The organism is Streptomyces sp. SS1-1 (genome assembly GCF_008973465.1).
Taxonomy (GTDB): domain Bacteria; phylum Actinomycetota; class Actinomycetes; order Streptomycetales; family Streptomycetaceae; genus Streptomyces.
The window spans coordinates 6,928,979-6,948,789 of sequence record NZ_WBXN01000004.1; the positions used below are offsets into that span (position 1 = coordinate 6,928,979).

Annotated in this window: 17 protein-coding genes; 4 read left to right on the forward strand and 13 right to left on the reverse strand. The window is 71.9% G+C overall.

Annotated features, from left to right (window positions below):
- Window positions 1-3 precede the first annotated feature (3 nt).
- Window positions 4-237, reverse strand: coding sequence for a WhiB family transcriptional regulator (locus F8R89_RS33125; protein ID WP_151787454.1), 234 nt, complete (start codon window positions 235-237; stop codon window positions 4-6).
- Window positions 238-341: 104 nt separating this feature from the next.
- Window positions 342-1,559, reverse strand: coding sequence for a saccharopine dehydrogenase family protein (locus F8R89_RS33130; RefSeq protein ID WP_151787455.1), 1,218 nt, complete (start codon window positions 1,557-1,559; stop codon window positions 342-344).
- Between the two features lie 109 nt (window positions 1,560-1,668).
- Between F8R89_RS33130 and F8R89_RS33135 the strand changes: the two genes are divergently transcribed.
- The gene (locus F8R89_RS33135) at window positions 1,669-2,376 is read left to right on the forward strand and encodes a TetR/AcrR family transcriptional regulator (protein WP_151787456.1); all 708 of its coding nucleotides are present in this window, start codon (window positions 1,669-1,671) and stop codon (window positions 2,374-2,376) included.
- A 12-nt stretch (window positions 2,377-2,388) separates the two neighbouring features.
- Here the strand turns inward: F8R89_RS33135 and F8R89_RS33140 are convergent, their stop codons facing one another.
- Window positions 2,389-3,297 (reverse strand): LysR family transcriptional regulator ArgP, encoded by a 909-nt coding sequence (locus F8R89_RS33140; protein WP_151787457.1) that lies wholly within the window; start codon window positions 3,295-3,297, stop codon window positions 2,389-2,391.
- Window positions 3,298-3,363: 66 nt separating this feature from the next.
- Between F8R89_RS33140 and F8R89_RS33145 the strand changes: the two genes are divergently transcribed.
- Both F8R89_RS33145 and F8R89_RS33150 read left to right on the forward strand, forming a co-directional pair.
- Window positions 3,364-3,978: a LysE/ArgO family amino acid transporter gene (locus F8R89_RS33145; RefSeq protein ID WP_151787458.1), complete on the forward strand. Its 615-nt coding sequence runs from the start codon at window positions 3,364-3,366 to the stop codon at window positions 3,976-3,978.
- A gap of 78 nt (window positions 3,979-4,056) precedes the next feature.
- Window positions 4,057-4,875 carry an MFS transporter gene (locus F8R89_RS33150; RefSeq protein WP_151787459.1) on the forward strand — a complete coding sequence of 273 codons (819 nt, stop codon included), beginning with the start codon at window positions 4,057-4,059 and terminating at the stop codon, window positions 4,873-4,875.
- 6 nt (window positions 4,876-4,881) lie between these two features.
- On the opposite strand, the gene F8R89_RS33155 is transcribed toward F8R89_RS33150, so the two are convergent.
- The 5 genes from F8R89_RS33155 to F8R89_RS33175 form a co-directional block, all read right to left on the reverse strand.
- Window positions 4,882-5,337 carry a cyclic nucleotide-binding domain-containing protein gene (locus F8R89_RS33155; RefSeq protein ID WP_151787460.1) on the reverse strand — a complete coding sequence of 152 codons (456 nt, stop codon included), beginning with the start codon at window positions 5,335-5,337 and terminating at the stop codon, window positions 4,882-4,884.
- Between the two features lie 304 nt (window positions 5,338-5,641).
- The gene (locus F8R89_RS33160; RefSeq protein WP_151787461.1) at window positions 5,642-5,863 is read right to left on the reverse strand and encodes a hypothetical protein; all 222 of its coding nucleotides are present in this window, start codon (window positions 5,861-5,863) and stop codon (window positions 5,642-5,644) included.
- A 33-nt stretch (window positions 5,864-5,896) separates the two neighbouring features.
- Window positions 5,897-8,143, reverse strand: coding sequence for an FUSC family protein (locus F8R89_RS33165; RefSeq protein ID WP_151787462.1), 2,247 nt, complete (start codon window positions 8,141-8,143; stop codon window positions 5,897-5,899).
- A 29-nt stretch (window positions 8,144-8,172) separates the two neighbouring features.
- Entirely contained in the window at window positions 8,173-9,555 is a 1,383-nt protein-coding gene (locus F8R89_RS33170; protein ID WP_192806298.1) for an NAD(P)/FAD-dependent oxidoreductase, read from the reverse strand.
- A gap of 133 nt (window positions 9,556-9,688) precedes the next feature.
- Window positions 9,689-11,596: an AMP-dependent synthetase/ligase gene (locus tag F8R89_RS33175; protein ID WP_151787464.1), complete on the reverse strand. Its 1,908-nt coding sequence runs from the start codon at window positions 11,594-11,596 to the stop codon at window positions 9,689-9,691.
- Between the two features lie 151 nt (window positions 11,597-11,747).
- On the opposite strand from F8R89_RS33175, the gene F8R89_RS33180 reads away from it, so the two are divergent.
- Window positions 11,748-12,017, forward strand: a complete 270-nt coding sequence (locus F8R89_RS33180) for a DUF6480 family protein (RefSeq protein WP_151787465.1) — start codon at window positions 11,748-11,750, stop codon at window positions 12,015-12,017.
- A 17-nt stretch (window positions 12,018-12,034) separates the two neighbouring features.
- Here the strand turns inward: F8R89_RS33180 and glgB are convergent, their stop codons facing one another.
- The 5 genes from glgB to F8R89_RS33205 all read right to left on the reverse strand — a co-directional run bounded on the left by glgB (window position 12,035) and on the right by F8R89_RS33205 (window position 19,759).
- A complete protein-coding gene (gene glgB, locus F8R89_RS33185; protein WP_151787466.1) occupies window positions 12,035-14,248 on the reverse strand; it encodes a 1,4-alpha-glucan branching enzyme in 2,214 nt (737 codons plus the stop codon).
- 3 nt (window positions 14,249-14,251) lie between these two features.
- Window positions 14,252-15,613: a maltokinase N-terminal cap-like domain-containing protein gene (locus tag F8R89_RS33190; RefSeq protein ID WP_151787467.1), complete on the reverse strand. Its 1,362-nt coding sequence runs from the start codon at window positions 15,611-15,613 to the stop codon at window positions 14,252-14,254.
- A gap of 41 nt (window positions 15,614-15,654) precedes the next feature.
- Complete coding sequence (gene treS / locus F8R89_RS33195) at window positions 15,655-17,373, reverse strand: maltose alpha-D-glucosyltransferase (protein WP_151787468.1); 1,719 nt, start codon at window positions 17,371-17,373, stop codon at window positions 15,655-15,657.
- Window positions 17,370-19,385, reverse strand: coding sequence for an alpha-1,4-glucan--maltose-1-phosphate maltosyltransferase (locus F8R89_RS33200; protein WP_151787469.1), 2,016 nt, complete (start codon window positions 19,383-19,385; stop codon window positions 17,370-17,372). Before F8R89_RS33200 ends, treS begins: the two co-directional genes overlap by 4 nt.
- A 71-nt stretch (window positions 19,386-19,456) precedes the next feature.
- Window positions 19,457-19,759, reverse strand: coding sequence for a DUF5133 domain-containing protein (locus F8R89_RS33205; protein ID WP_151787470.1), 303 nt, complete (start codon window positions 19,757-19,759; stop codon window positions 19,457-19,459).
- Between the last annotated feature and the right edge of the window lie 52 nt (window positions 19,760-19,811).

Consider the following 19,811-nt stretch of genomic DNA (forward strand, 5'->3'; position numbering starts at 1 on the left):
CACTCAGCCGGCCCGCTGGCGCAGCGCCCGCCGTTCCGTCTCGCTCGTGCCGCCCCAGATCCCGGTGGACTGGTCCATGTCCAGCGCGAAACGCAGACACGGCTCGCGTACCGGGCAGCGCCGGCACACGGCCTTCGCCTCCTCGGTCTGCATCAGGGTCGGCCCGGAGGTGCCGATCGGATGGAAGAGGTCGGGGTCCTCATGGCGGCAGGCGGCGTGGTCTCGCCAGTCGTCCATCAAAGTCACCTGCGATCGTCGACGTGCCCTCGGTGGAGGAATTACTCGGTCTCGAGTCGCCTGTCGACCCATGGTGAAACCCCGCCGGGCGCCGCGGAACCAGGTCACTGCTCGCGCATGCCCCACGGGGAGCCGTAGGCGGTGAGCAGGTCCAGGAACGGCCGGGCCGGGAACGCCTCCGGCCCCAGCACACCCGCCCCCGACCAGGCGCCGGTGGCCAGGAGTTCGAGGGCGACGACCGGGTTCAGGGCGGTCTGCCAGACCACGGCCTGGGAGCCGTACTCCGCCATCGACCACTGGTTGTCGACGACGTGGTACAGGTACACCTCGCGGGGCTTGCCGTCCTTCACGCCCCGTACCCAGGTGCCCGCGCAGGTCTTCCCGTGCATCCGCTCGCCCAGCGTCGCCGGGTCCGGCAGACAGGCGGCGACGACGTCCCGCGGCGAGACCCGCACCGGCCCCTCGGCGCTCGGCACGGTCACCGGCTCGGTGCTGTCGAGCCCCAGCAGATGCAGGGTCTTCAAGGTGTCGATGAACTCCTGGCCGAGGCCGTACTTGAAGGTGACCCGGCGCGCGTCCACCCAGCGCGGCACGAGCAGCACCTCCTCGTGCTCCACGTTCACGCACTCGACCGGGCCGATGCCCTCCGGGAAGTCGAACACCTCGGGCTCGCTGAACGGCTCGGTGGTGAACCAGCCGCGGTCCTTCTCGTAGACGACCGGCGGGTTGAGGCACTCCTCGATGGTGGTCCAGATGCTGAAGGAGGGGGCGAAGTCGTAGCCGTCGACGGTGAGGTTCGCGCCGTCGCGCACCCCGATCTCGTCGATCTCGTCGAAGAGTTCGTCGGCCGAGTACCGGGCGAACACGTCCGACAGGCCGGGCTCCACGCCCATGCCGACCAGGGCGAGCGCGCCCGCCTTCTCCCAGTCGGCGGCCTGTTCGAACTGGGCGTCCCCGAGCTTGACGCCGGTCTCCTCGTACGGACGGTCGGGGTGCGGCTTCGACAGGGACATCGCCATGTCGACATAGGTGGCCCCGGCGGTGCGCGCGGCCTGGAACAGCGGCATCACGAAACGCGGGTCGGTCGCGTTCAGCAGCACGTCGCAGGCGTGCCGCTCCAGCAGCGCGGCCACGGCCGGCTCGTCGCTCGCGTCGACGCGCTCGGCGCGGAAGCGGGCGTCACCGTCGAGCGCGGCGACGGCGGCCTCGGCCCGCGCGAGGTCGTAGTCGGCGACGACCATCGCCTCGAAGAACGGACGCCGGGCGGCGATCCGGGTGATGGCGGTACCCACTCCGCCGGCTCCCACGAGCAGTACACGCATGACAAGACTCCCTCGGCTGAAGGTGGACGACGTGGTGGGGCCCCGGGTGGGATACAACGCCGCCCCGCCACGTAAGGTCAATGCCGTTGGCATAAGGATGGAGGACGCGATGCCGAAAGCGGTCGTACCGGAGGAGAAGCGGCGCAGGCGTCGCCCCACCAAGAGCGGCACCGTGCTGTCCGAGCGCCTCATAGTCGACACGGCGCTGCGCATGCTCGCCGAGCACGGCAGCGCCGGCCTGACCGCCCGCCGGCTCGGCCTCGCCCTGGACGCCGACCCGAGCACGCTGTACCGCTACTTCCGGGGCATGGACGAGCTGACCCTGGCCATCGGTGACGCCCTGATCGGCCGGGCCCTGGAGGGCTGGGAGCCCACGGGGGAGTGGCGCGCCGACCTGCGGACCGTCGGCACCCGCATCCACGCCGCCTATGTCGCCCACCCGCACGCCGCCGTCCTGACCACGAGCCGCGTCACCGGCCGGGCCAACGAGCTCGCCGCCGACGAGACCGTGCTGGACATACTGCGCACGGCCGGCTTCCCGCTGCCCTACACCGTGCGCCTCTACCACGCCTTCATCGACCAGACGCTGGCCTTCGCCGCGCTGGACGCGGCCTCGCTGACGCTGCCGAGCGCGTCGCTGCGGGCCGACGAGGAGAAGTGGCGCTCGACGTACGCCCGGCTGCCGCACAGCACGCACCCCCGGATCGCCGAGGCGGCGCCGCTGCTGGCCCGGCGCATGGTGACCAGCGCCTATCCGACGGCCCTGGAGATGCTGCTGGACGCGGCGCAGGCCCAGCTGGCCGCCTGCCGCGCCTGACTCCGCGGCCCCTCAGGGGCGCAGCGCCTCACGGGCGGCGGCCACCACCGCCTCCGTCACGGTGACCAGCGCCGGCGAGTGCAGCTTCCACTGCTGCCAGTACAGCGGCACGTCGACCGGCCGGTCCGGGGCCAGCGGGACCAGACGCCCCTCCGCCACGAGCGGCCCCGCCTGGACCTCGGGGATCATGCCCCAGCCGAGCCCGGCGAGCACGGCGGACAGGAACCCCTCCGAGGTCGGCATCCGGTGCCGCGCGGGACCGGCGTGCACGGCGCCGCCCCGCAGTCCCCGCACGAAGGCGTCCTGGAGGTCGTCGCTGCGGTCGAACGTCATCACCGGAGCCGTCACCAGGGCGTCGGCGAGCGGACCGGTCAGATGGCGGTCGGCGAACTCCGGGCTCGCGGCCGCCAGATAGCGCATCCGGCCCAGCGTCCGCACCGAGCAGCCCGCGACGGGTTCGGCCGAGGACGTCACCGCGGCCATCACCAGGCCCTCCCGCAGCAGAGTCGCCGTCCGGCTCTCGTCCTCCCGGCTCAGCTCGTAGCAGAGCGGCGGCTCCTCGCGGACCCGGGTCAGGGCGGGCAGGAACCAGGTGGCCAGCGAGTCGGCGTTGACCGCGATGGACACCCGCGTCGCCTCGGCGGTCCCGTTCATGCCCAGCTCGGCCCGCGCGTCGCGCTCCAGCCGGGCCAACTGGCGGGCGAACCGGACGACGACCTGGCCGGACTCGGTCGGCCGCACCGGCTTGGTCCGCACGAGCAGCACCCGCCCGGTGCGCTGCTCCAGAGCCTTGACCCGCTGACTCACCGCCGACGGCGTCACATGCAGGACGGCGGCGGCCGCGTCGAACGTCCCCTCGTCCACCACCGCCAGCAGGGTCCGCACCTGGTCCAGGGGCAGCTCGGTCAGCTCGGTCTTCATGTGAGCTAAGGATATGTAAGAATCCTTAGCTGTACTCCGGGAGACCGCTTGTCTAGCGTCACTCCCATGACCAGCGCCTTGACCACCGCCGTCGCCGGATTCGGCACCGGCCTCTCCCTGATCGTCGCCATCGGCGCGCAGAACGCCTTCGTCCTGCGCCAGGGCATCCGCCGCGACGCCGTCCTCGCCGTCGTCGGCATCTGCGCCCTGTCCGACGCGGTCCTGATCACCCTCGGGGTGGCCGGGGTCGGCGCGGTCGTCGTCGCGTGGCCGGGCGTGCTGACGGCGGTCGCCTGGGTGGGCGGCCTGTTCCTGCTCGGCTACGGCGTCCTCGCCGCCCGGCGGGTACTGCGGCCGGCCGGCGCCCTGGTCACCGACGGCGACGCGGCCGGCTCACGACGGCGGGCGGTCCTGACCTGCCTCGCCATGACCTGGCTCAACCCGCACGTCTACCTCGACACCGTCTTCCTGCTCGGCACCATCGCCGCCGACCGGGGCCCGCTGCGCTGGACGTTCGGGCTCGGCGCCGCCATCGCCAGCCTCTGCTGGTTCGCCGCGCTCGGCTTCGGGGCGCGGCTGCTGAGCCGCCACCTCGCCAAGCCGGGAGCCTGGCGGGTGCTGGACGGGGCGATCGCCGTCACGATGATCGCCCTCGGCGCCTCCCTGATCGCCGGAACCTGAGACGCCCGTCCGGGCCCTTGGCCGGTGCTGCGATAGTGATCCCCGGACAAAAAGATGTAGCGAGCATCCAGGAAGACCGTGGACACCAGCGAGAGCAGCACCCCACCGCAGGAGAAGGAGCCCTCCGCGGTACCCGCCACCCCCCGCGGCTGGCGCCGCTGGGCCATGGACACCCGGCCGCTGCGCCGCCCCGCCTACCGGCGGCTGTGGTCGTCGACGATCGTCACGGCCGTCGGCAGCCAGCTCACCGCGGTCGCCGTCCCCAAGCAGGTCTACGACATCACCGGCTCCTCGGCGTGGGTGGGCGTCGCGAGCCTCGCCGGTCTGGTGCCGCTCACGGTGTTCGCGTTGTGGGGCGGCGCGATCGCCGACAGCATGGACCGGCGCCGGCTGCTGCTGATCACCAACAGCGGGATAGCCGTGACGTCGGTGCTGTTCTGGCTCCAGGCCGCCGCCGGGCTCGCGTCGGTCGCCGTGCTCATGGTCCTCCTCGCGCTCCAGCAGGCCTTCTGGGGCCTGAACGCGCCGGCCCGCAACGCCTCGATCGCCCGTCTCGTGCCGGAGGACGAGCTGGCCGCCGCCAACGCGCTCGGCTCGACCGTCATGCAGACCGGGCAGGTCGTCGGACCCCTCCTGGCCGGGGTCGCCGACATGGTGTCCATGGTCTTCCGCGGGGCGATCCTGCTGTCCGCCGCCAGCGACGAGATGCGCGGCCGGATGCAGGGCGTGTTCACGGTCGTCGTCGCGGGCGGCCCCCGCCTGGCCGACGTCCTGCACGGCACGGCGGGCTCGGCGTTCGGCGCGCGCACCGCGACGACGGGCGGCGGCCTGCTGGTCGTCGTCCTGATGCTGGGCCTGGCCGCGGCCGTGCCGGCCCTGCGCCGCTACCGCGTCTGACGGCGCTCAGTACACGGTGCGCCGCGCCAGCGCGTGCCGCTCCATGAGCTGCCCCCGGGTCATCTCGAGGCGGTGCGCGAGGATCTCGGCGATGTAGCGCACCAGCGTGAGCCCGAGCGCGGTGTCCTCGTCGCACAGCCGCAGCACGGCGGCCGCCTCGAACTCGTACGCCCGCACCGGGCTGAAGGCCTCCGCGCCGAAGTCCCACCGGTACGGCGGGAACAGCCACGACCAGCCGAGCAGATCGCCGGCGCCGAGGCTGGCCACGGTGATCCGCTGGGTGGGCGTCACCTGCTGGTCCAGGGTGACGGCCCCGGAGCGGATGACCCAGAAGCGGTCGGCCGTACCGCCGGACTCGAAGATGCGGGTGTCCTCCGGGAAAGAGGTCTCCCGGGCGAGCGCCATGAGCCGGTGGCGCTGGTGCGGCGGAAGGGCGGTCAGCAGTTTGATCGCTTTGGTCATGACACGGGGCTCCTCACCGACGACAGGCATTCCGGTGTTTCCCTGCGTCCATTGGAGCGGCTGCGGCGGCCGGGGGCACCTCGGCGGCGGGCGGGCTCGGCCGGCGGTCCGTGCGGGCCGGGTCGCAGCGGGCATGAAAAAGCCCTGGCTGGACGGGGGAAGCCAGCCAGGGCTGTCAGAGGTGGTTCACGGGGGACGGATACGGTCGACCCCGTGACCACGTATGGATGAACCGTAAACCATTTCTTCGGCGTGTCGGAAATCGAGACCGGGGTACGTGACCCGTTTCACTCCACCCGCCGTCTCACGGGTGATCGGTGTGCCGCCCCGGGGTCAGGATCTCGTCCAGCACGGTGAGCACCGCCTCGTACGTCAGGGTCCGTACGGCGGCGTCCCGCGCCCCCTCGGGATCGGTGGCGCGCAACTCCTCGCTCCGCCCCCGCCACGTCCGCTCCTCCTGCCGGGCCCACGCCCGCGCGCGCTGCATCCGTCGCAACAGTTCGTCTGAGTCCACCACATCGGTCATGCACACCGCCTACCCCGCCCGGGCCCGATGCGCTCATCCCTCCGACGCCTTCACGGGCACGTCCAGCGGACGGGCCAGACCGGTCACGGCCTCGTCCAGCCGCTGCAGATGCCGCAGCACGTGCTCGGTGACCCGGCTCTTCCCCGGTACGGCCGGCGGGCTCGGCCCCAGCAGGGACGCGATGCTCGGACCGGTCTCGACCGCGGCGTCGGCGTGCTCGTCGGTGACGTGCGCGGTGATCGCCTCCAGGTTCCGCCCGATCCGGCCCGTCGCCTCGCGCAGCCGGGGATCGGGCGTGACCGAGGGACGGCTGAGCAGCAGCTCGGCCGTCGCGGCCAGGGTGCGCGCGTGGTACGCGCACGTCTCCAGCAGCGCCACGACATAGCGGGCGGTCTCCCGGCGGGCCCGCAGCGGGGTCGCCGGATGTGTCAGCGGCTGGACGGCGGACCGCAGATCGGCCAGCGCCTGGTCCAGGTCACGGGCCTGGTCCATCAGGTCCCCGGGCGGCCCGCCGCTGAGCTGGTCCACGGCGCTGTTCGTGACCTCCCCGAGCCGCCGCAGCACCGCGGCGAGCAGGTCGTTGGTCCGCCGGTCGGTCCGCACCGGCAGCACGAACGCCGCCGCGATCACCCCGCAGACCGCGCCGAGCGCCGTCTCCCCGATCCTCAGCAGCAGCACCGACAGGCTGTAGGTGTGCAGCAGCGTGTAGAGCAGCCCGAGCGCCGCCGTCACGAAGAACGACGACAGCGTGTACGACAGCGGCGCCGAGTAGAACATCGCGAACACGAACAGCAGCACCAGCGCGAACGCCGTCCACGTGTGGTGCCCGACCGCACCCGCCAGCACGATGCCCGCCAGGACCCCCAGCACCGTGCCGAGCAGCCGGCGCGAGCCCTTGATCAGGATCTCGCCGGTGGACGCCGTGTTCAGGAACACGATCCAGCACGTCAGCACCGCCCAGTACCAGCGGTCCCGCGACAGCAGCTCCCCGCCCACGATGGCCAGCAGCGATCCCACCGCGACCTGCACGGCCGCCCGCGTGGTGCGCCGCTCCAGGCCCGTGGCCTCCTCCTTGGCCTCCTCCTCGTCCTCCGCGTCGAGAACCGCGTCCTCCGCGTCCAGCTCCTCACGGGAGCGTGCCGTCGCCGGGGAGTCGTCCGACTCGTCCTGGGCCCCGCCCAGCGCGATCCGCAGCCCGAGCACCGCCCGCGCCGTCTCGCCGACGGCCCGGAAGGCGTCCTGCACGGCCGGGGACGCGACGGGCACGTTCTCCTCGTCGCGGTAGCCGAGGAGTCGGTTGCGCAGCTGGGCCACGCCGGTCCCGCCGGTCGCCTCCGCCGGGCGCAGCACCAGCACCCGCAGGGCCTCCAGGTCCCGGCGCAGCGCCGTCGTCGCCTCCTCCCGCACCGGCTGCCGGCCACCCGACGGCACCGGCGCCCCCGGCAGATGCAGGGCCAGCGTGTCCACGCGCTCCGCGCCGCGCGCCCGCAGCAGCGCCAGACCCAGCCGCTCGGCGGCGATCTCGGCGTCCGCGATGCGCCGCTGGACGAGCCGGGCCACGGCCTCGTCGGCCGTCCCGTCCGCCAGCCGTCCCTGGATCAGCAGTGCCGTCTCGTGCAGCCGGGCGGTGCCCTCCCGCACCCGCCGCAGCGCCCGGTCCGCGTCCTCGGGTCCGGCGTCGAGCAGGTCGAGCTGCGCCGACAGCAACTGCGCCATCCGGGCCCGGAAGGCGCTCCGCAGCCGCTCCAGCACACCGACCGGCGTCTCCGGGACCAGCGCGAACCGCATCAGCGCACTGCATCCGAAGGCCACCACGGCCGCCGAGTACAGCTCGGGCAGCGCCTCGGGAGTGGCCCCGACGAAGAGGGCCACGAAGTACATCTGGAAGCCGATCAGGCCGAGCGCGGTGCCCCGGTCCCCGAATCTGCGCAGATAGACGGCACAGAAGATGAGCGCTACGAAGACGAGGTCGCCTCCCACGACCCGGTGGTGCAGCACCGACGCGAGCGACATCGACGCCAGCGCCACCGGCAGGCCGAGGGCCAGGGTGACCGCCTGCTTGGCGCGCTGCTTCTCGCGGATGGCGAAGGTCGAGACCATCGCCACCAGCGCCCCGGTCACCAGATGCGGCAGATCGGTGCCGAGGACGGCCAGCACGGTGACCGTCAGGGCGATCGACCCCACCGTCCGCACGGCCGCCGCCAGCCTCAGCAGACCGGGGTCCGAGGCCGCGACACGGTCCCTCAGCCGCGCCCGGACCGTCTGCTGTGCCGCCCTCACGCCGTCCCGCTCACTCCCCGCTTCCTCGGTCAGCAGGCGCCCGCGCCCCCGTCCTGCGCGGCGACCTGCTTCTTGAGCTGCTCCGGCGTCAGATACGCGTGGGTGAACTCGAAGTCCTTCAGCTTGGCGGGCCGGCGCGCCTGGAACCCGGTGCGCACGAAATCGTCCCCGGCGACGGCGTTCAGGACCCAGTTCGTCATGACGCGGGCCTTGGCGACGTTGGTGCGCAGCGCCGACCAGTGGTAGCCACGGGCCACCGCCACCGCGGGCAGGCCCTTCAGCTCCACCCCGAGCGGCTTGGACACCCCGTCGAAGCCGCCGAGGTCGACGACCAGACCGAGGTCCTTGTGCTCGTACGGCCGCAGCGGCTGACTGCGCATCGAGGCGATGACGTTGTCGGCGGCGACCTTGCCCTGGCGCATGGCGTGCTGCGCGGTGGGCGGGCACACCGCGCCCTCCTCGTCCTTGGCCACGTCCGGCACCGCGGCCGCGTCGCCGAGCGCGAAGACACCGTCGTGCCCCGGCAGCCGCATCTCCGACGTCACCGCGAGCCGGCCGCGGACCGTCTCCGAGCCGAGCGTGCCGATCAGCGGACTGGCGGCGACACCGGCCGTCCAGATCAGCGTGTGCGTCGGCACCACCCGGCCGTCGGTGAAGGTGACCTCGTCCGGGCCGGCCTTCGCGATGGACACGCCGAGGGAGATCTCGATGCCGCGCCGGCGCAGGATCTCCTGCGCGTCGCGGCCCAGCTTGTCGCCGAGTTCGGGCATCAGCTTCGGCGCGATGTCGATCAGATGCCACTTGATGAGCCGCGGGTCGAGCCGCGGATAGCGCTTGACCGCGTTGTGGGTCAGCATCTGCAGGCACGCCGCCGTCTCGGTGCCGGCGTACCCGCCGCCGACCACGACGAACTGCAGCCGGGCCGCCCGCTCGGCGGGGTCCTGGCAGGCGTCGGCGAGGTCGAGCTGCGAGATGACGTGGTCGCGCAGATAGGCCGCCTCCGCCAGCGTCTTCATCCCGAACGCGTGGTCGACGAGCCCCGGGATGTCGAAGGTGCGCGTGACACTGCCGGGCGCCAGCACGATGTAGTCGTACGGCTCGTTGACGATGCGGTCGGTGATGGTGCGCACGACGCACACCTTGGACGCGAGGTCCACGCCGATCGCGCCGCCCGGGATGATCCGGGTGCGGTACCTGCGACTGCGGCGCAGCGACAGGGCGATGGACTGCGGGGTGAGCACACCGGAGGCCACCTGGGGCAGCAACGGCAGATAGAGCTGGTAGGAGGACGGGGTCACCAGGGTGATCTCGGCCTCGTCGGGAGAGAGCCTGCGTTCGAGCCGGCGTACACAGCCGACTCCCGCGAAGCCCGCGCCAACCACCAGGATCCTGGGTCGTGTCACGCTGATCATCCCTTCTGCGGCTCCAGGCGGTCTGCCTCGATGTCGTTCGCCTGCCCCTGAATCGCCGCTTCGCACGCCTCGATCCCATCGCGCCCCGGGGTGTTCCGCCAGCCGGGAGGAGCAGGCAGATGAACGCGGACGCTCAGCCGAACACGCTGTCGCCGTCGTCCCAGTGCGCCACGTCGTCCGCCATCTGCTCGCGCGGCACCCGCGACCGCGCCTGGTACATCGCGTCGATCTGCGCCTCGTAGTGCCGCACGATCGCGTCCCGGCGCAGCTTCATCGACGGCGTCAGCAGACCGCTGGCCACGTCGAACGGCTCCGGCAGCACCCGGAACACCCGGATCGACTCCGGGCGGGACACCGCGCTGTTCGCGGCGGCCACCGCCCGACCGATCTCCTCGCGCAGCGCGTTCTCCTCCCGTGCCTCGCGGGCCCGCGCGTCGCTGCGGGCCGCGAGCGAGTCCCGCCAGAACGCCAGGAACTCGGGGTCCAGGGTGATCAGCGCCCCGACACAGGGCCGGTTGTCGCCCACCACCACGGCCTGGTGGACCAGCGGGTGCTGCCGCAGCCGCTGCTCCAGGAGCGCCGGGGAGACGCTCTTGCCGCTGCTCGTGATGATGACGTCCTTCTTGCGGCCGGTGATCGTCAGATAGCCGTCGGAGTCCAGCCGCCCGAGGTCCCCGGTCGCCAGCCAGCCGCCGCGCAGCGCCGCCCGCGTCGCCGCCTCGTTGTTGACGTAGCCCTGGAACACCGAGGGCCCGCGCACCAGGATCTCCCCGTCGTCCGCGACCCTGATGTCCACGCCCGGCAGCGCCTGGCCCACCGTCCCCGACATCTCCCGGCCCAACGGCTGCGCGGTCACCCCGCCGCAGGTCTCGGTCAGGCCGTAGCCGTCGTTCACGTAGATGCCGATGCCCTCGAAGAACAGCGACAGTTCACGGTTGAGGGACGAACCGCCGGAGGTCGCCCGGCACACCCGGCCGCCCAGCGCCTCCCGCAGCCTGCGGTACACCGTGCGCTCGTACAGGGCGTGCTGCAGCCGCAGGTCGAAGCCGGGGCCGGGCCCGGCGCCCAGGCGGTGCCGCTCCAGCGCCGCCGCGAAGTCCCGCGCGGTGTCCGCGGCCCGCTCGAACAGGGCCCCGCGGCCGGACTGCTGGGCCGCGCGCAGGAAGTTCTTGTAGATCTTCTCGAAGATCGACGGGACGGCCGTGAAGTACGTCGGCCGGAACGACCGCAGCGCCGAGGCGAGCGCCTCCCCGCTGAGATCGGGCTCGTGCCCCATCAGCAGCCCGCCGCGGATGCACAGGCCCTGCACGAGCAGCCCGTACACATGGGAGAACGGCAGGAAGGCGAGGACCGAGCCCTGCCGCTCGCCGGGCGGGACGACCGTGTGGCCCCAGCCCGCCAGAAGCGTGTCGCAGGCGCTCGCCAGACCCCGGTGGCTGAGCGCGCAGCCCAGCGGGCGGCCCGTCGTCCCCGAGGTGTACATGACCGCCGCGGTGGAGTCCGGCAGCACGATGCGGCGCAGCGACTCGACGGTCGCGAACGGCACGAACTCGCCCGCCTCGACGAGCTGCTGGAGCCCGCCGGCGTCCAGCTGCCACACGTGCCTCAGCCGGGGCAGCGTCCCGCACACCGACCCGACCGTCATGATCGCCTGCTCGTCCTCGACGACGACGGCCACGCACTCGGCGTCCCGCAGGATGTACTCGACCTGGTCGCGCGACGACGTCGGGTAGATCGGCACCACCTCGGCGCCCACCGCCCACAGCGCGTAGCTGAACACCGTCCACTCGTAGCGGGTGCGCGCCATCACCGCGACGCGGTGGCCCGGGGAGATGTTGGACGCGATCAGGCCCTTGGCGAGGGCGGTGACCTCGTCGCGGACCTCGACGGCGGTCACCTCCTCCCAGCCGGGAGCGGAGGGGTGGGGACGGCGCGCGAGCAGCGGGAGCGTGGGGTCGGCGGCGGCCGTCTCGAAGAGGCTGTCGGCGAGCCCTCCTGTCAGAGGCCGAACGGGCGGGGGAGCGAGGCCGAGGTCGCGCATGCGCTGCTCCTGATATGTACCGGGTGTGACATCACCGATGAGTTCTGTTATCGGCGTCGCCCGAATCTAGCCCAGCCGGGAGCGCGTGGTGCCCTGATCTGACAATTGACGTCGTTCGGTGATCTCGGCGGGATGGGGGAACCCGGAGCGCATGACACACGCGACCCCCCAACCGAGCTCAGAACCGAGCCGGCCCCCGAACCCCGACCCGGAGCCCGAGCGCACCACGGGCCTCGAACCGGGCGGTTCCGTGCCGCCCGGCGAGACCCCGCCCGCCGAGAGCAGCATGCCCGGCGCGGGCCCCCGCGAGACCCACAACCCGACCACCGGCTGGGCGAAGGCCCCGCTGACCCTCATCCTCGTCGTCACGGCGCTGATCGCCGCGTTCTTCCTCGTCTACGCCCTGATCCTGATCTTCTGACCCGGACCGGCACCCGGTCACAGACCCGGCGTGAGCCACACCGTGGCCAGCGGAGGCAGCGTCAGCCGCAGCCGCCCGTCCTCCGGCTTGAGCGGGCCGGGGTTGGTGACATCGCCGCCGCCGTACCGCGCGGCGTCGGTGTTCAGCGTCTCCTGCCACGCCGTGACGTGGTCCGGGACCCACAGACCGTAGTCGTGCCGGACCACCGGGGAGAAGTTCGAGACGCAGAACAGCGGCACACCCTCGGCGTCGTACCGCAGGAACGCGAAGACGTTGTCGTCGGCGGCGTCACCCAGCGACCACTGGAAGCCGCCGGGATCGGTGTCGCGCTGCCACAGCGCCGGCGTCGCCTGGTACGCGGTGTTCAGATCGCGCACCAGATCGCGCACGCCCCGGTGGTCGCCGGCCGAGGCGTACCCCGGGTCGAGCAGCCACCACTCCGGGCCGTGCGCCTCCGACCACTCCGCGCCCTGCGCGAACTCCTGCCCCATGAACAGCAGCTGCTTGCCGGGGTGCGCCCACATGAAACCCAGGTACGCGCGATGGTTCGCCCGGCGCTGCCACCAGTCGCCCGGCATCTTCGACACCAGCGCCTGCTTGCCGTGCACGACCTCGTCGTGCGAGATCGGCAGGACGTAGTTCTCGCTGTACGCGTACACCATCGAGAACGTCATCTCGTTGTGGTGGTACTTGCGGTGCACGGGCTCCTTGGCGATGTACTCCAGCGAGTCGTGCATCCAGCCCATGTTCCACTTGAGCCCGAAGCCCAGCCCGCCGCTGTCCGTCGGCCGGGTCACGCCCTCCCAGGCCGTCGACTCCTCGGCGATCGTGACGACCCCCGGATTGCGCCGGTACACCGTCGCGTTCATCTCCTGCAGGAACGCCATCGCGGCCAGGTCCTCGCGCCCGCCGAAGGCGTTCGGCGCCCACTGCCCGTCCTCGCGCGAGTAGTCCAGGTACAGCATCGAGGCGACCGCGTCGACGCGCAGCCCGTCGATGTGGAACTCCTCGCACCAGTACGTGGCGTTCGCGACCAGGAAGTTGCGCACCTCGGTCCGCCCGAAGTCGAACTCCAGCGTGCCCCAGTCCGGGTGCTCGGCCCGCCGGGCGTCCCCGGGCTCGTACAGCGGGTCCCCGTCGAACCGGGCCAGCGCCCAGTCGTCCTTCGGGAAGTGCGCCGGGACCCAGTCCATGATCACGCCGATGCCGGCCCGGTGCAGCGAGTCGACCAGGTACTTGAAGTCGTCGGGGCTGCCCAGCCGGGACATGGGGGCGTAGAACCCGGTGACCTGATAGCCCCAGGACCCGGCGAACGGGTGCTGCGCCACCGGCATGAACTCGACGTGCGTGAACCCGAGATCGGCGACGTACGCGGGCAGCTCCTCGGCCAGCTGACGGTACGTCAGCCCCGGCCGCCAGGACGGCAGATGCACCTCGTACACGGAGAACGGGGCCTCGTGCACCGGGACGTCACCGCGGTGCGCCATCCACCGCGCGTCACCCCACTCGTAGTGCGAGGCGTGCACGACCGACGCCGTGTCCGGGGGCACCTCCGCGCACCGCGCCATCGGGTCGGCCCGCAGGAAGCGGTGCCCGTACCGGGAGGTGATCTCGAACTTGTACCGGGTGCCCTCGCCGATGCCGGGCAGGAACAGCTCCCACACCCCGGACGCGCCGAGGGACCGCATCGGGAACGCCGTCCCGTCCCAGTGGCAGAAGTCCCCGGCGACCCGCACGCCCCGCGCGTTCGGCGCCCAGACGGTGAAGCGGGTGCCGCGCACGCCCTGGTGCTCCATGGGCTCCGCGCCGAGCGCCTTCCACAGCTCCTCGTGCCGGCCCTCCCGGACGAGATGCAGATCGAGCTCGCCCAGGGCCGGCAGGAAGCGGTACGGGTCGTGCGTCTCCTGCTCGTCGCCGCCGTCCTCCTCGTACGACACCAGCAGCGTGTACTCGGGGATCGCCGGCAGCGGCAGCAGCGTGGAGAACAGGCCGCCGCCCTCCGAGACCAGCGCGGTGCGCTCGCCGTCCACCAGGACGCTCACCGCCCGCGCGAACGGGCGCAGCGCCCGCACCGCGATCCCGCCGGGGACGGGATGCGCGCCCAGCAGGGCGTGCGGATCGTGGTGGGTGCCCGCCAGCAGGCGGTCACGGTCGCCGGGGTCCAGGGCCGGAGCGGTCTTGCTCCGGCCCGCTCCGGCCGACTCGGGGCGCGAGGTCTCGTGCAGGGCCATCGGTCAGGCTCCTCTCACGGCGAGGCGTTCGATCGCCGCCATAGGTACGGGCAACCAGTCGGGTCGGTGCCGGGCCTCGTACAGCACCTCGTACACGGCGCGGTCGGTCTCGTAGGCACGGAGCAGTCCGTGCTTCTTGCGCGGGTCCCACCCGGCGAGCGAGGCGTAGCCCGCGCAGTAGGCCTCGCGGCAGCGGCGCGCCCACTCGGGGCGCCACGGCCGGCGCTGCCGGGCGGCGTAGTCGAAGGAGCGCAGCATCCCGGCGATGTCGCGCACCGGGGAGTGCACGCCCCGCCGCTCGGCGAGCGGGCGGGACGGCTCGCCCTCGAAGTCGATGACGAACCACTCGCGCCCGGCCCGCAGCACCTGCCCCAGATGCAGGTCACCGTGGATGCGCTGGTCCGGCGGACCCGGGTCGCAGCCGGCGAGCGCGCCGAAGGCCGTGCGCAGCCCGGGGACATGGGGCTGCAGCGCGGGCACGAAGTGCGCGGCCAGCTCCAGGCGTTCGGTCATGGCCGCCGCCATCCGGCCGTTCTCGCCGTGCGCGCGGGACGGGAACGCCGACGCCAGCGCCAGATGCACCTCGGCCGTCGCCCGGCCCAGTTGACGTGCCTCGGCGGTGAAGTCGTCACCGGAGGCGAGCGCGGCCAGCGCCAGAGTCCAGCCGTCGGAGGCGTCCCGCAGGAAGGGCTGGAGCACCCCGAGCGTGGCCTCCCAGGGGCTCGTCGTACGGAACCAGGCCACCGGGGCCGGCACCCGCCGGCAGCCCTGCCCGGCCAGCGCCCCGGACAGCTCCAGATCGGGGTTGACCCCGGGCTGGATGCGCCGGAACAGCTTCAGGATGAACGCGTCGCCGTACACCAGCGAGGAGTTGGACTGCTCCGCGTCCAGCAGCCGGGGCACGAGACCGGCCGGCACCGGCACGGACGGGTCGCCCTCGAAGCGCAGCGGTCCCGCCTCCCCGGGGTGCCGCAGCCGTTCGAGGAGCAGCTGGGCCGAGCGGGGGTCCTGGAGCGCGTCGAAGACCGTCATCCCGGCCAGCGGGCCCTCCTCCGCCCGGCCGATCAGCGCCCGCCCGAGCCGCGGCGACGGGTGCTGCCGTACGCCGAGCAGTAGCTGGTAGCAGTCGCCGGCCGGCGGGGCGCCGCCGGGTGAGGGGACGGCGGAGTGGCCGGCGTGCACCAGCAGGTGCAGACAGCCCGGGAAGAGCTCGGTCATGGACAGCAGGACGAGGTCCGTGACGGGCCGGTCCTTGCCGGCGAACCAGCGCTGCCGTGGCAGCCATTCGCGCAGCAGGCCGGAGAGCGACGCCATGGGGCCGGCGTCGGCCGTACGGCCCGGTCGGGCAATTGCGGTCTTCTGCATGGTGACGCGTCCTTTCCTCGGCAGTCGCTCGAAGCTCAGGCTCAAGATCGTCTGCCGATGCGGGATGCGACTCGGGTGAGCCGGAACCAGTAGAAGCCGTGGCCCCCGAGGGTCAGCAGATACGGCAGCTCGCCGATGGCGGGGAAGCGCACGCCGCCGAACAGCTCGACGGGGATGCGTCCGCTGAACTCGCGCAGGTCGAGTTCGGTGGGCTGCGAGAAGCGGGCGAAGTTGTGCACGCACAGCACCAGGTCGTCCTCGTACTCGCGCAGGAAGGCGAGGACGGCCGGGTTGGAGGAGTGCAGCTCGGTGTAGGAGCCGAGTCCGAAGGCGGGGTTCTGCTTGCGGATCTCGATCATGCGCCGGGTCCAGTGCAGCAGCGAGGACGGCGAGGACATGGAGGCCTCGACGTTGGTGACCTGGTAGCCGTAGACCGGGTCCATGATCGTCGGCAGGCAGAGCCGTCCGGGGTCGCAGGTGGAGAAGCCGGCGTTGCGGTCGGGCGTCCACTGCATCGGGGTGCGTACGGCGTCGCGGTCGCCGAGCCAGATGTTGTCGCCCATGCCGATCTCGTCGCCGTAGTACAGGATCGGCGAGCCGGGCAGGGAGAGCAGCAGCGCGGTGAACAGCTCGATGGAGTGACGGTCGTTGTCGAGGAGCGGGGCGAGGCGCCGGCGGATGCCGATGTTGGCGCGCATACGCGGGTCCTTGGCGTACTCGGCCCACATGTAGTCGCGTTCCTCGTCGGTGACCATCTCCAGGGTCAGCTCGTCGTGGTTGCGCAGGAAGATGCCCCACTGGCAGCCGGACGGGATCGCCGGGGTCTTCGCCAGGATCTCGGAGACGGGGTAACGGGACTCGCGGCGCACCGCCATGAAGATGCGGGGCATGACCGGGAAGTGGAATGCCATGTGGCACTCGTCGCCGCCCGAGGAGTAGTCGCCGAAGTAGTCGACGACGTCCTCCGGCCACTGGTTCGCCTCCGCCAGCAGCACCGTGTCGGGGTACATGGCGTCGATCTCGCGGCGCACCCGCTTGAGGAAGGCGTGCGTGGCCGGGAGGTTCTCGCAGTTCGTCCCTTCCTCGGCGTAGAGGTAGGGGACGGCGTCGAGGCGGAAGCCGTCGATGCCGAGGTCGAGCCAGAACTTCAGGGCGGAGAGGATCTCCTCCTGCACGGCCGGGTTCTCGTAGTTGAGGTCGGGCTGGTGGGAGAAGAAGCGGTGGAAGTAGTACTGCTTGCGGACCGGGTCGAAGGTCCAGTTGGACGCCTCGGTGTCGACGAAGATGATCCGGGCGTCGGGGTAGGCCGTGTCGTCGTCGGCCCACATGTAGTAGTCGCCGTAGGGGCCTTCGGGGTCCTTGCGGGACTCCTGGAACCACGGGTGCTGATCACTCGTGTGGTTCATGACGAAGTCGATGATGACCCGCATGCCGCGCTGGTGGGCCGCGTCCACGAACTCCACGAAATCGGCGAGGTTCCCGAACTCGGGGAGCACGGAGGTGTAGTCGGAGACGTCGTAACCGCCGTCGCGCAGCGGCGACTTGAAGAAGGGCGGCAGCCACAGGCAGTCGACACCCAGCCATTGCAGGTAGTCGAGCTTGGTGGTCAGGCCCTTGAGGTCGCCGACGCCGTCGCCGTTGCTGTCCTGGAAGGAGCGGACCAGGACCTCGTAGAAGACGGCACGTTTGAACCAGTCGGGGTCACGGTCCTTGACGGGGGTGTCCTCGAAAGTGTCCAGGACGGGCTCGTTGACGGTCATGACGTGGGGGACCCTCCGATCTGCGGTGGCGATGCCTGGACGTGGAACACGTGCGCGGGGGCCCTTCCGGGCTCCAGCCGTACGTAGTTGGTCCTGCCCCAGCGGTAGGTCTCACCCGTCAGTTCGTCGAGCACGGACAGGGACGCGTCCCAGTCCAGGCCGAGTTGCGGCATGTCCAACGAGACCGTGGCCTCCTGGGCGTTCTGTGGATCGAGGTTGGCGACCACCAGCACCGTGTCCGGGCCCGTGCGCTTGCTGTACGCGATGAGGGCCTCGTTGTCGGTGTGGTGGAAGCGCAGGTTGCGCAGCCGGTGGAGAGCCGGGTGGCACCTTCGGATGGTGTTGAGCCGGGTGATGAGGGGGGTGATGGTGCGTCCCTCGCGTTCGGCGGTCTCCCAGTCCCGCTGGCGCAGCTGGTACTTCTCGCTGTTGAGGTATTCCTCGCTGCCGTCGCGCAGGGGGGTGTTCTCGCACAGTTCGTAGCCGCTGTAGACGCCCCAGGTGGGGGAGAGGGTCGCGGCGAGGACCGCGCGGACCTCGAAGGCGGGACGGTGTCCGTGCTGGAGGTAGGCGTGCAGGATGTCGGGGGTGTTGACGAAGAAGTTGGGCCGCATGTAGGCGGCCGCCTCCCCCGACAGCTCGGTCAGGTACTCGGTGAGTTCCTGCTTCTCCGTACGCCAGGTGAAGTACGTGTAGGACTGCTGGAAGCCGATCTGGGCCAGCGTGTGCATCATCGCGGGCCGGGTGAACGCCTCGGCCAGGAAGATGACGTCGGGGTCGGTGCGGTTGATGTCGGCGATGACCCGCTGCCAGAACACCACCGGCTTGGTGTGGGGGTTGTCGACGCGGAAGATCCGGACGCCGTGGCCCATCCAGTGCCGCAGGATCCGCAGGGTTTCGGTGACCAGGCCGTCCATGTCGGCGTCGAACGCGATCGGGTAGATGTCCTGGTACTTCTTCGGTGGGTTCTCGGCGTAGGCGATGGTGCCGTCGGGGCGGTGGTGGAACCACTCCGGGTGCTTGGACACCCACGGATGGTCCGGCGAGCACTGCAGGGCGAAGTCCAGCGCGATCTCCAGCCCCAGCTCCTTCGCCCGCGTCACGAACCGGTCGAAGTCCTCGATCGTGCCCAGGTCCGGGTGCACGGCGTCGTGCCCGCCCTCCGGGGAGCCGATCGCCCACGGCACCCCCACATCGTCCGGCCCGGCCGAGAGGGTGTTGTTGGGGCCCTTGCGGAACGTCGTGCCGATCGGGTGGATCGGCGGCAGATACACCACGTCGAACCCCATCGCGGCGATCGCCGGCAGGCGGCGCGCCGCCGTCTCGAACGTGCCGTGCGGCCGCTCGGGAGTGCCCTCCGACCGTGGGAAGAACTCGTACCAGGCCCCGTACAGGGCCCGTTCACGCTCGACCAGCAGCGGCAGCGGCTCCGACGCCGTCACCAGATCCCGCACCGGATAGCGCCCGAGCACCGCGTCCACGTTGGCCGCGAACGCCGCCGACAGCCGGGACACCGGGGGCAGCGAGTCGTCGCGCAGGGCCTCGGCGGCGGCGAGCAGCGCCGACCGCTCCGACGCGTCGGGCACCCCGGCGGCCGCGCGCTCGAACAGCTCGCCGCCCTCCTCCAGCACCAGCCCGACGTCGATGCCGGCCGGGACCTTGATGCGGGCGGTGTGCCGCCAGGTGGCCACCGGGTCGCTCCAGGCCTCCACGTGGAACGTCCAGGTCCCCTCCGCCGACGGGGTCACCTTGGCGCCCCAGCGGTCGCTGCCCGGCGCGAGTTCGTGCATCGGCGTCCAGGGACCGGGCCGGCCCTTCGGATCGGTCAGCACGACGTTGGCGGCCACCGCGTCATGGCCCTCCCGGAACACGGTGGCGGTGACCTCGAAGGTCTCCCCGACGACCGCCTTCGCCGGATGCCTGCCGCGCTCCACGGCCGGCCGCACGTCCCGTACCGGGATGCGGCCCACGGCCCCGGCGCCGGCACCGGTCCTGCCCTTGGTCCTGCCCATGGTTCACCTCCACCGTGCTCGAGGCCGGGCACGTGGCCCGGCCGGGGAATCCGAACTCTGCCGGAAGGTGGCTACCTTCCCGCGTGGAAACGCCGACGCGTACTCGGCCGGCCCTGACCGGCCGCGACGCTCACCGTCTTGGGCCGCTCTTCCTGCGCCGACCCGTAGGCCGACGGGGTGGCGCGCAGATACTGCTCGGCCGCGTCCGCGGCTTCGCGAGCGCAACGCTTCCCCATCAGGACGCAGAGGGTGTAGCCGGTGTCCTCGAAGGTGGCACGCACCGTCAGGTCGGCCGGGGCGGCCAGCATGGCGCGCTCCCAGGCCCGGTACCGCCGCAGCAGGCGGGCGACTTCGGCTTTGGCCGGTAGCAGCATGGCCCCGCTCACCTTCCACTTCCGGGCTCGATGGCGCGTCTCCCGACCGTCG

Excerpts from the sequence above, each read along its gene's own strand:
- F8R89_RS33180 (WP_151787465.1), top strand. The coding sequence starts at position 11,748 with ATGACACACGCGACCCCCCAACCGAGCTCAGAACCGAGCCGGCCCCCG.
- glgB (WP_151787466.1), bottom strand. The coding sequence starts at position 14,248 with ATGGCCCTGCACGAGACCTCGCGCCCCGAGTCGGCCGGAGCGGGCCGG.
- F8R89_RS33155 (WP_151787460.1), bottom strand. The coding sequence starts at position 5,337 with ATGACCAAAGCGATCAAACTGCTGACCGCCCTTCCGCCGCACCAGCGC.
- F8R89_RS33135 (WP_151787456.1), top strand. The coding sequence starts at position 1,669 with ATGCCGAAAGCGGTCGTACCGGAGGAGAAGCGGCGCAGGCGTCGCCCC.
- F8R89_RS33145 (WP_151787458.1), top strand. The coding sequence starts at position 3,364 with ATGACCAGCGCCTTGACCACCGCCGTCGCCGGATTCGGCACCGGCCTC.
- F8R89_RS33170 (WP_192806298.1), bottom strand. The coding sequence starts at position 9,555 with ATGATCAGCGTGACACGACCCAGGATCCTGGTGGTTGGCGCGGGCTTC.
- F8R89_RS33130 (WP_151787455.1), bottom strand. The coding sequence starts at position 1,559 with ATGCGTGTACTGCTCGTGGGAGCCGGCGGAGTGGGTACCGCCATCACC.
- F8R89_RS33160 (WP_151787461.1), bottom strand. The coding sequence starts at position 5,863 with ATGACCGATGTGGTGGACTCAGACGAACTGTTGCGACGGATGCAGCGC.
- F8R89_RS33200 (WP_151787469.1), bottom strand. The coding sequence starts at position 19,385 with ATGGGCAGGACCAAGGGCAGGACCGGTGCCGGCGCCGGGGCCGTGGGC.
- F8R89_RS33190 (WP_151787467.1), bottom strand. The coding sequence starts at position 15,613 with ATGCAGAAGACCGCAATTGCCCGACCGGGCCGTACGGCCGACGCCGGC.
- F8R89_RS33140 (WP_151787457.1), bottom strand. The coding sequence starts at position 3,297 with ATGAAGACCGAGCTGACCGAGCTGCCCCTGGACCAGGTGCGGACCCTG.
- F8R89_RS33125 (WP_151787454.1), bottom strand. The coding sequence starts at position 237 with ATGGACGACTGGCGAGACCACGCCGCCTGCCGCCATGAGGACCCCGAC.
- F8R89_RS33205 (WP_151787470.1), bottom strand. The coding sequence starts at position 19,759 with ATGCTGCTACCGGCCAAAGCCGAAGTCGCCCGCCTGCTGCGGCGGTAC.
- F8R89_RS33175 (WP_151787464.1), bottom strand. The coding sequence starts at position 11,596 with ATGCGCGACCTCGGCCTCGCTCCCCCGCCCGTTCGGCCTCTGACAGGA.
- treS (WP_151787468.1), bottom strand. The coding sequence starts at position 17,373 with ATGACCGTCAACGAGCCCGTCCTGGACACTTTCGAGGACACCCCCGTC.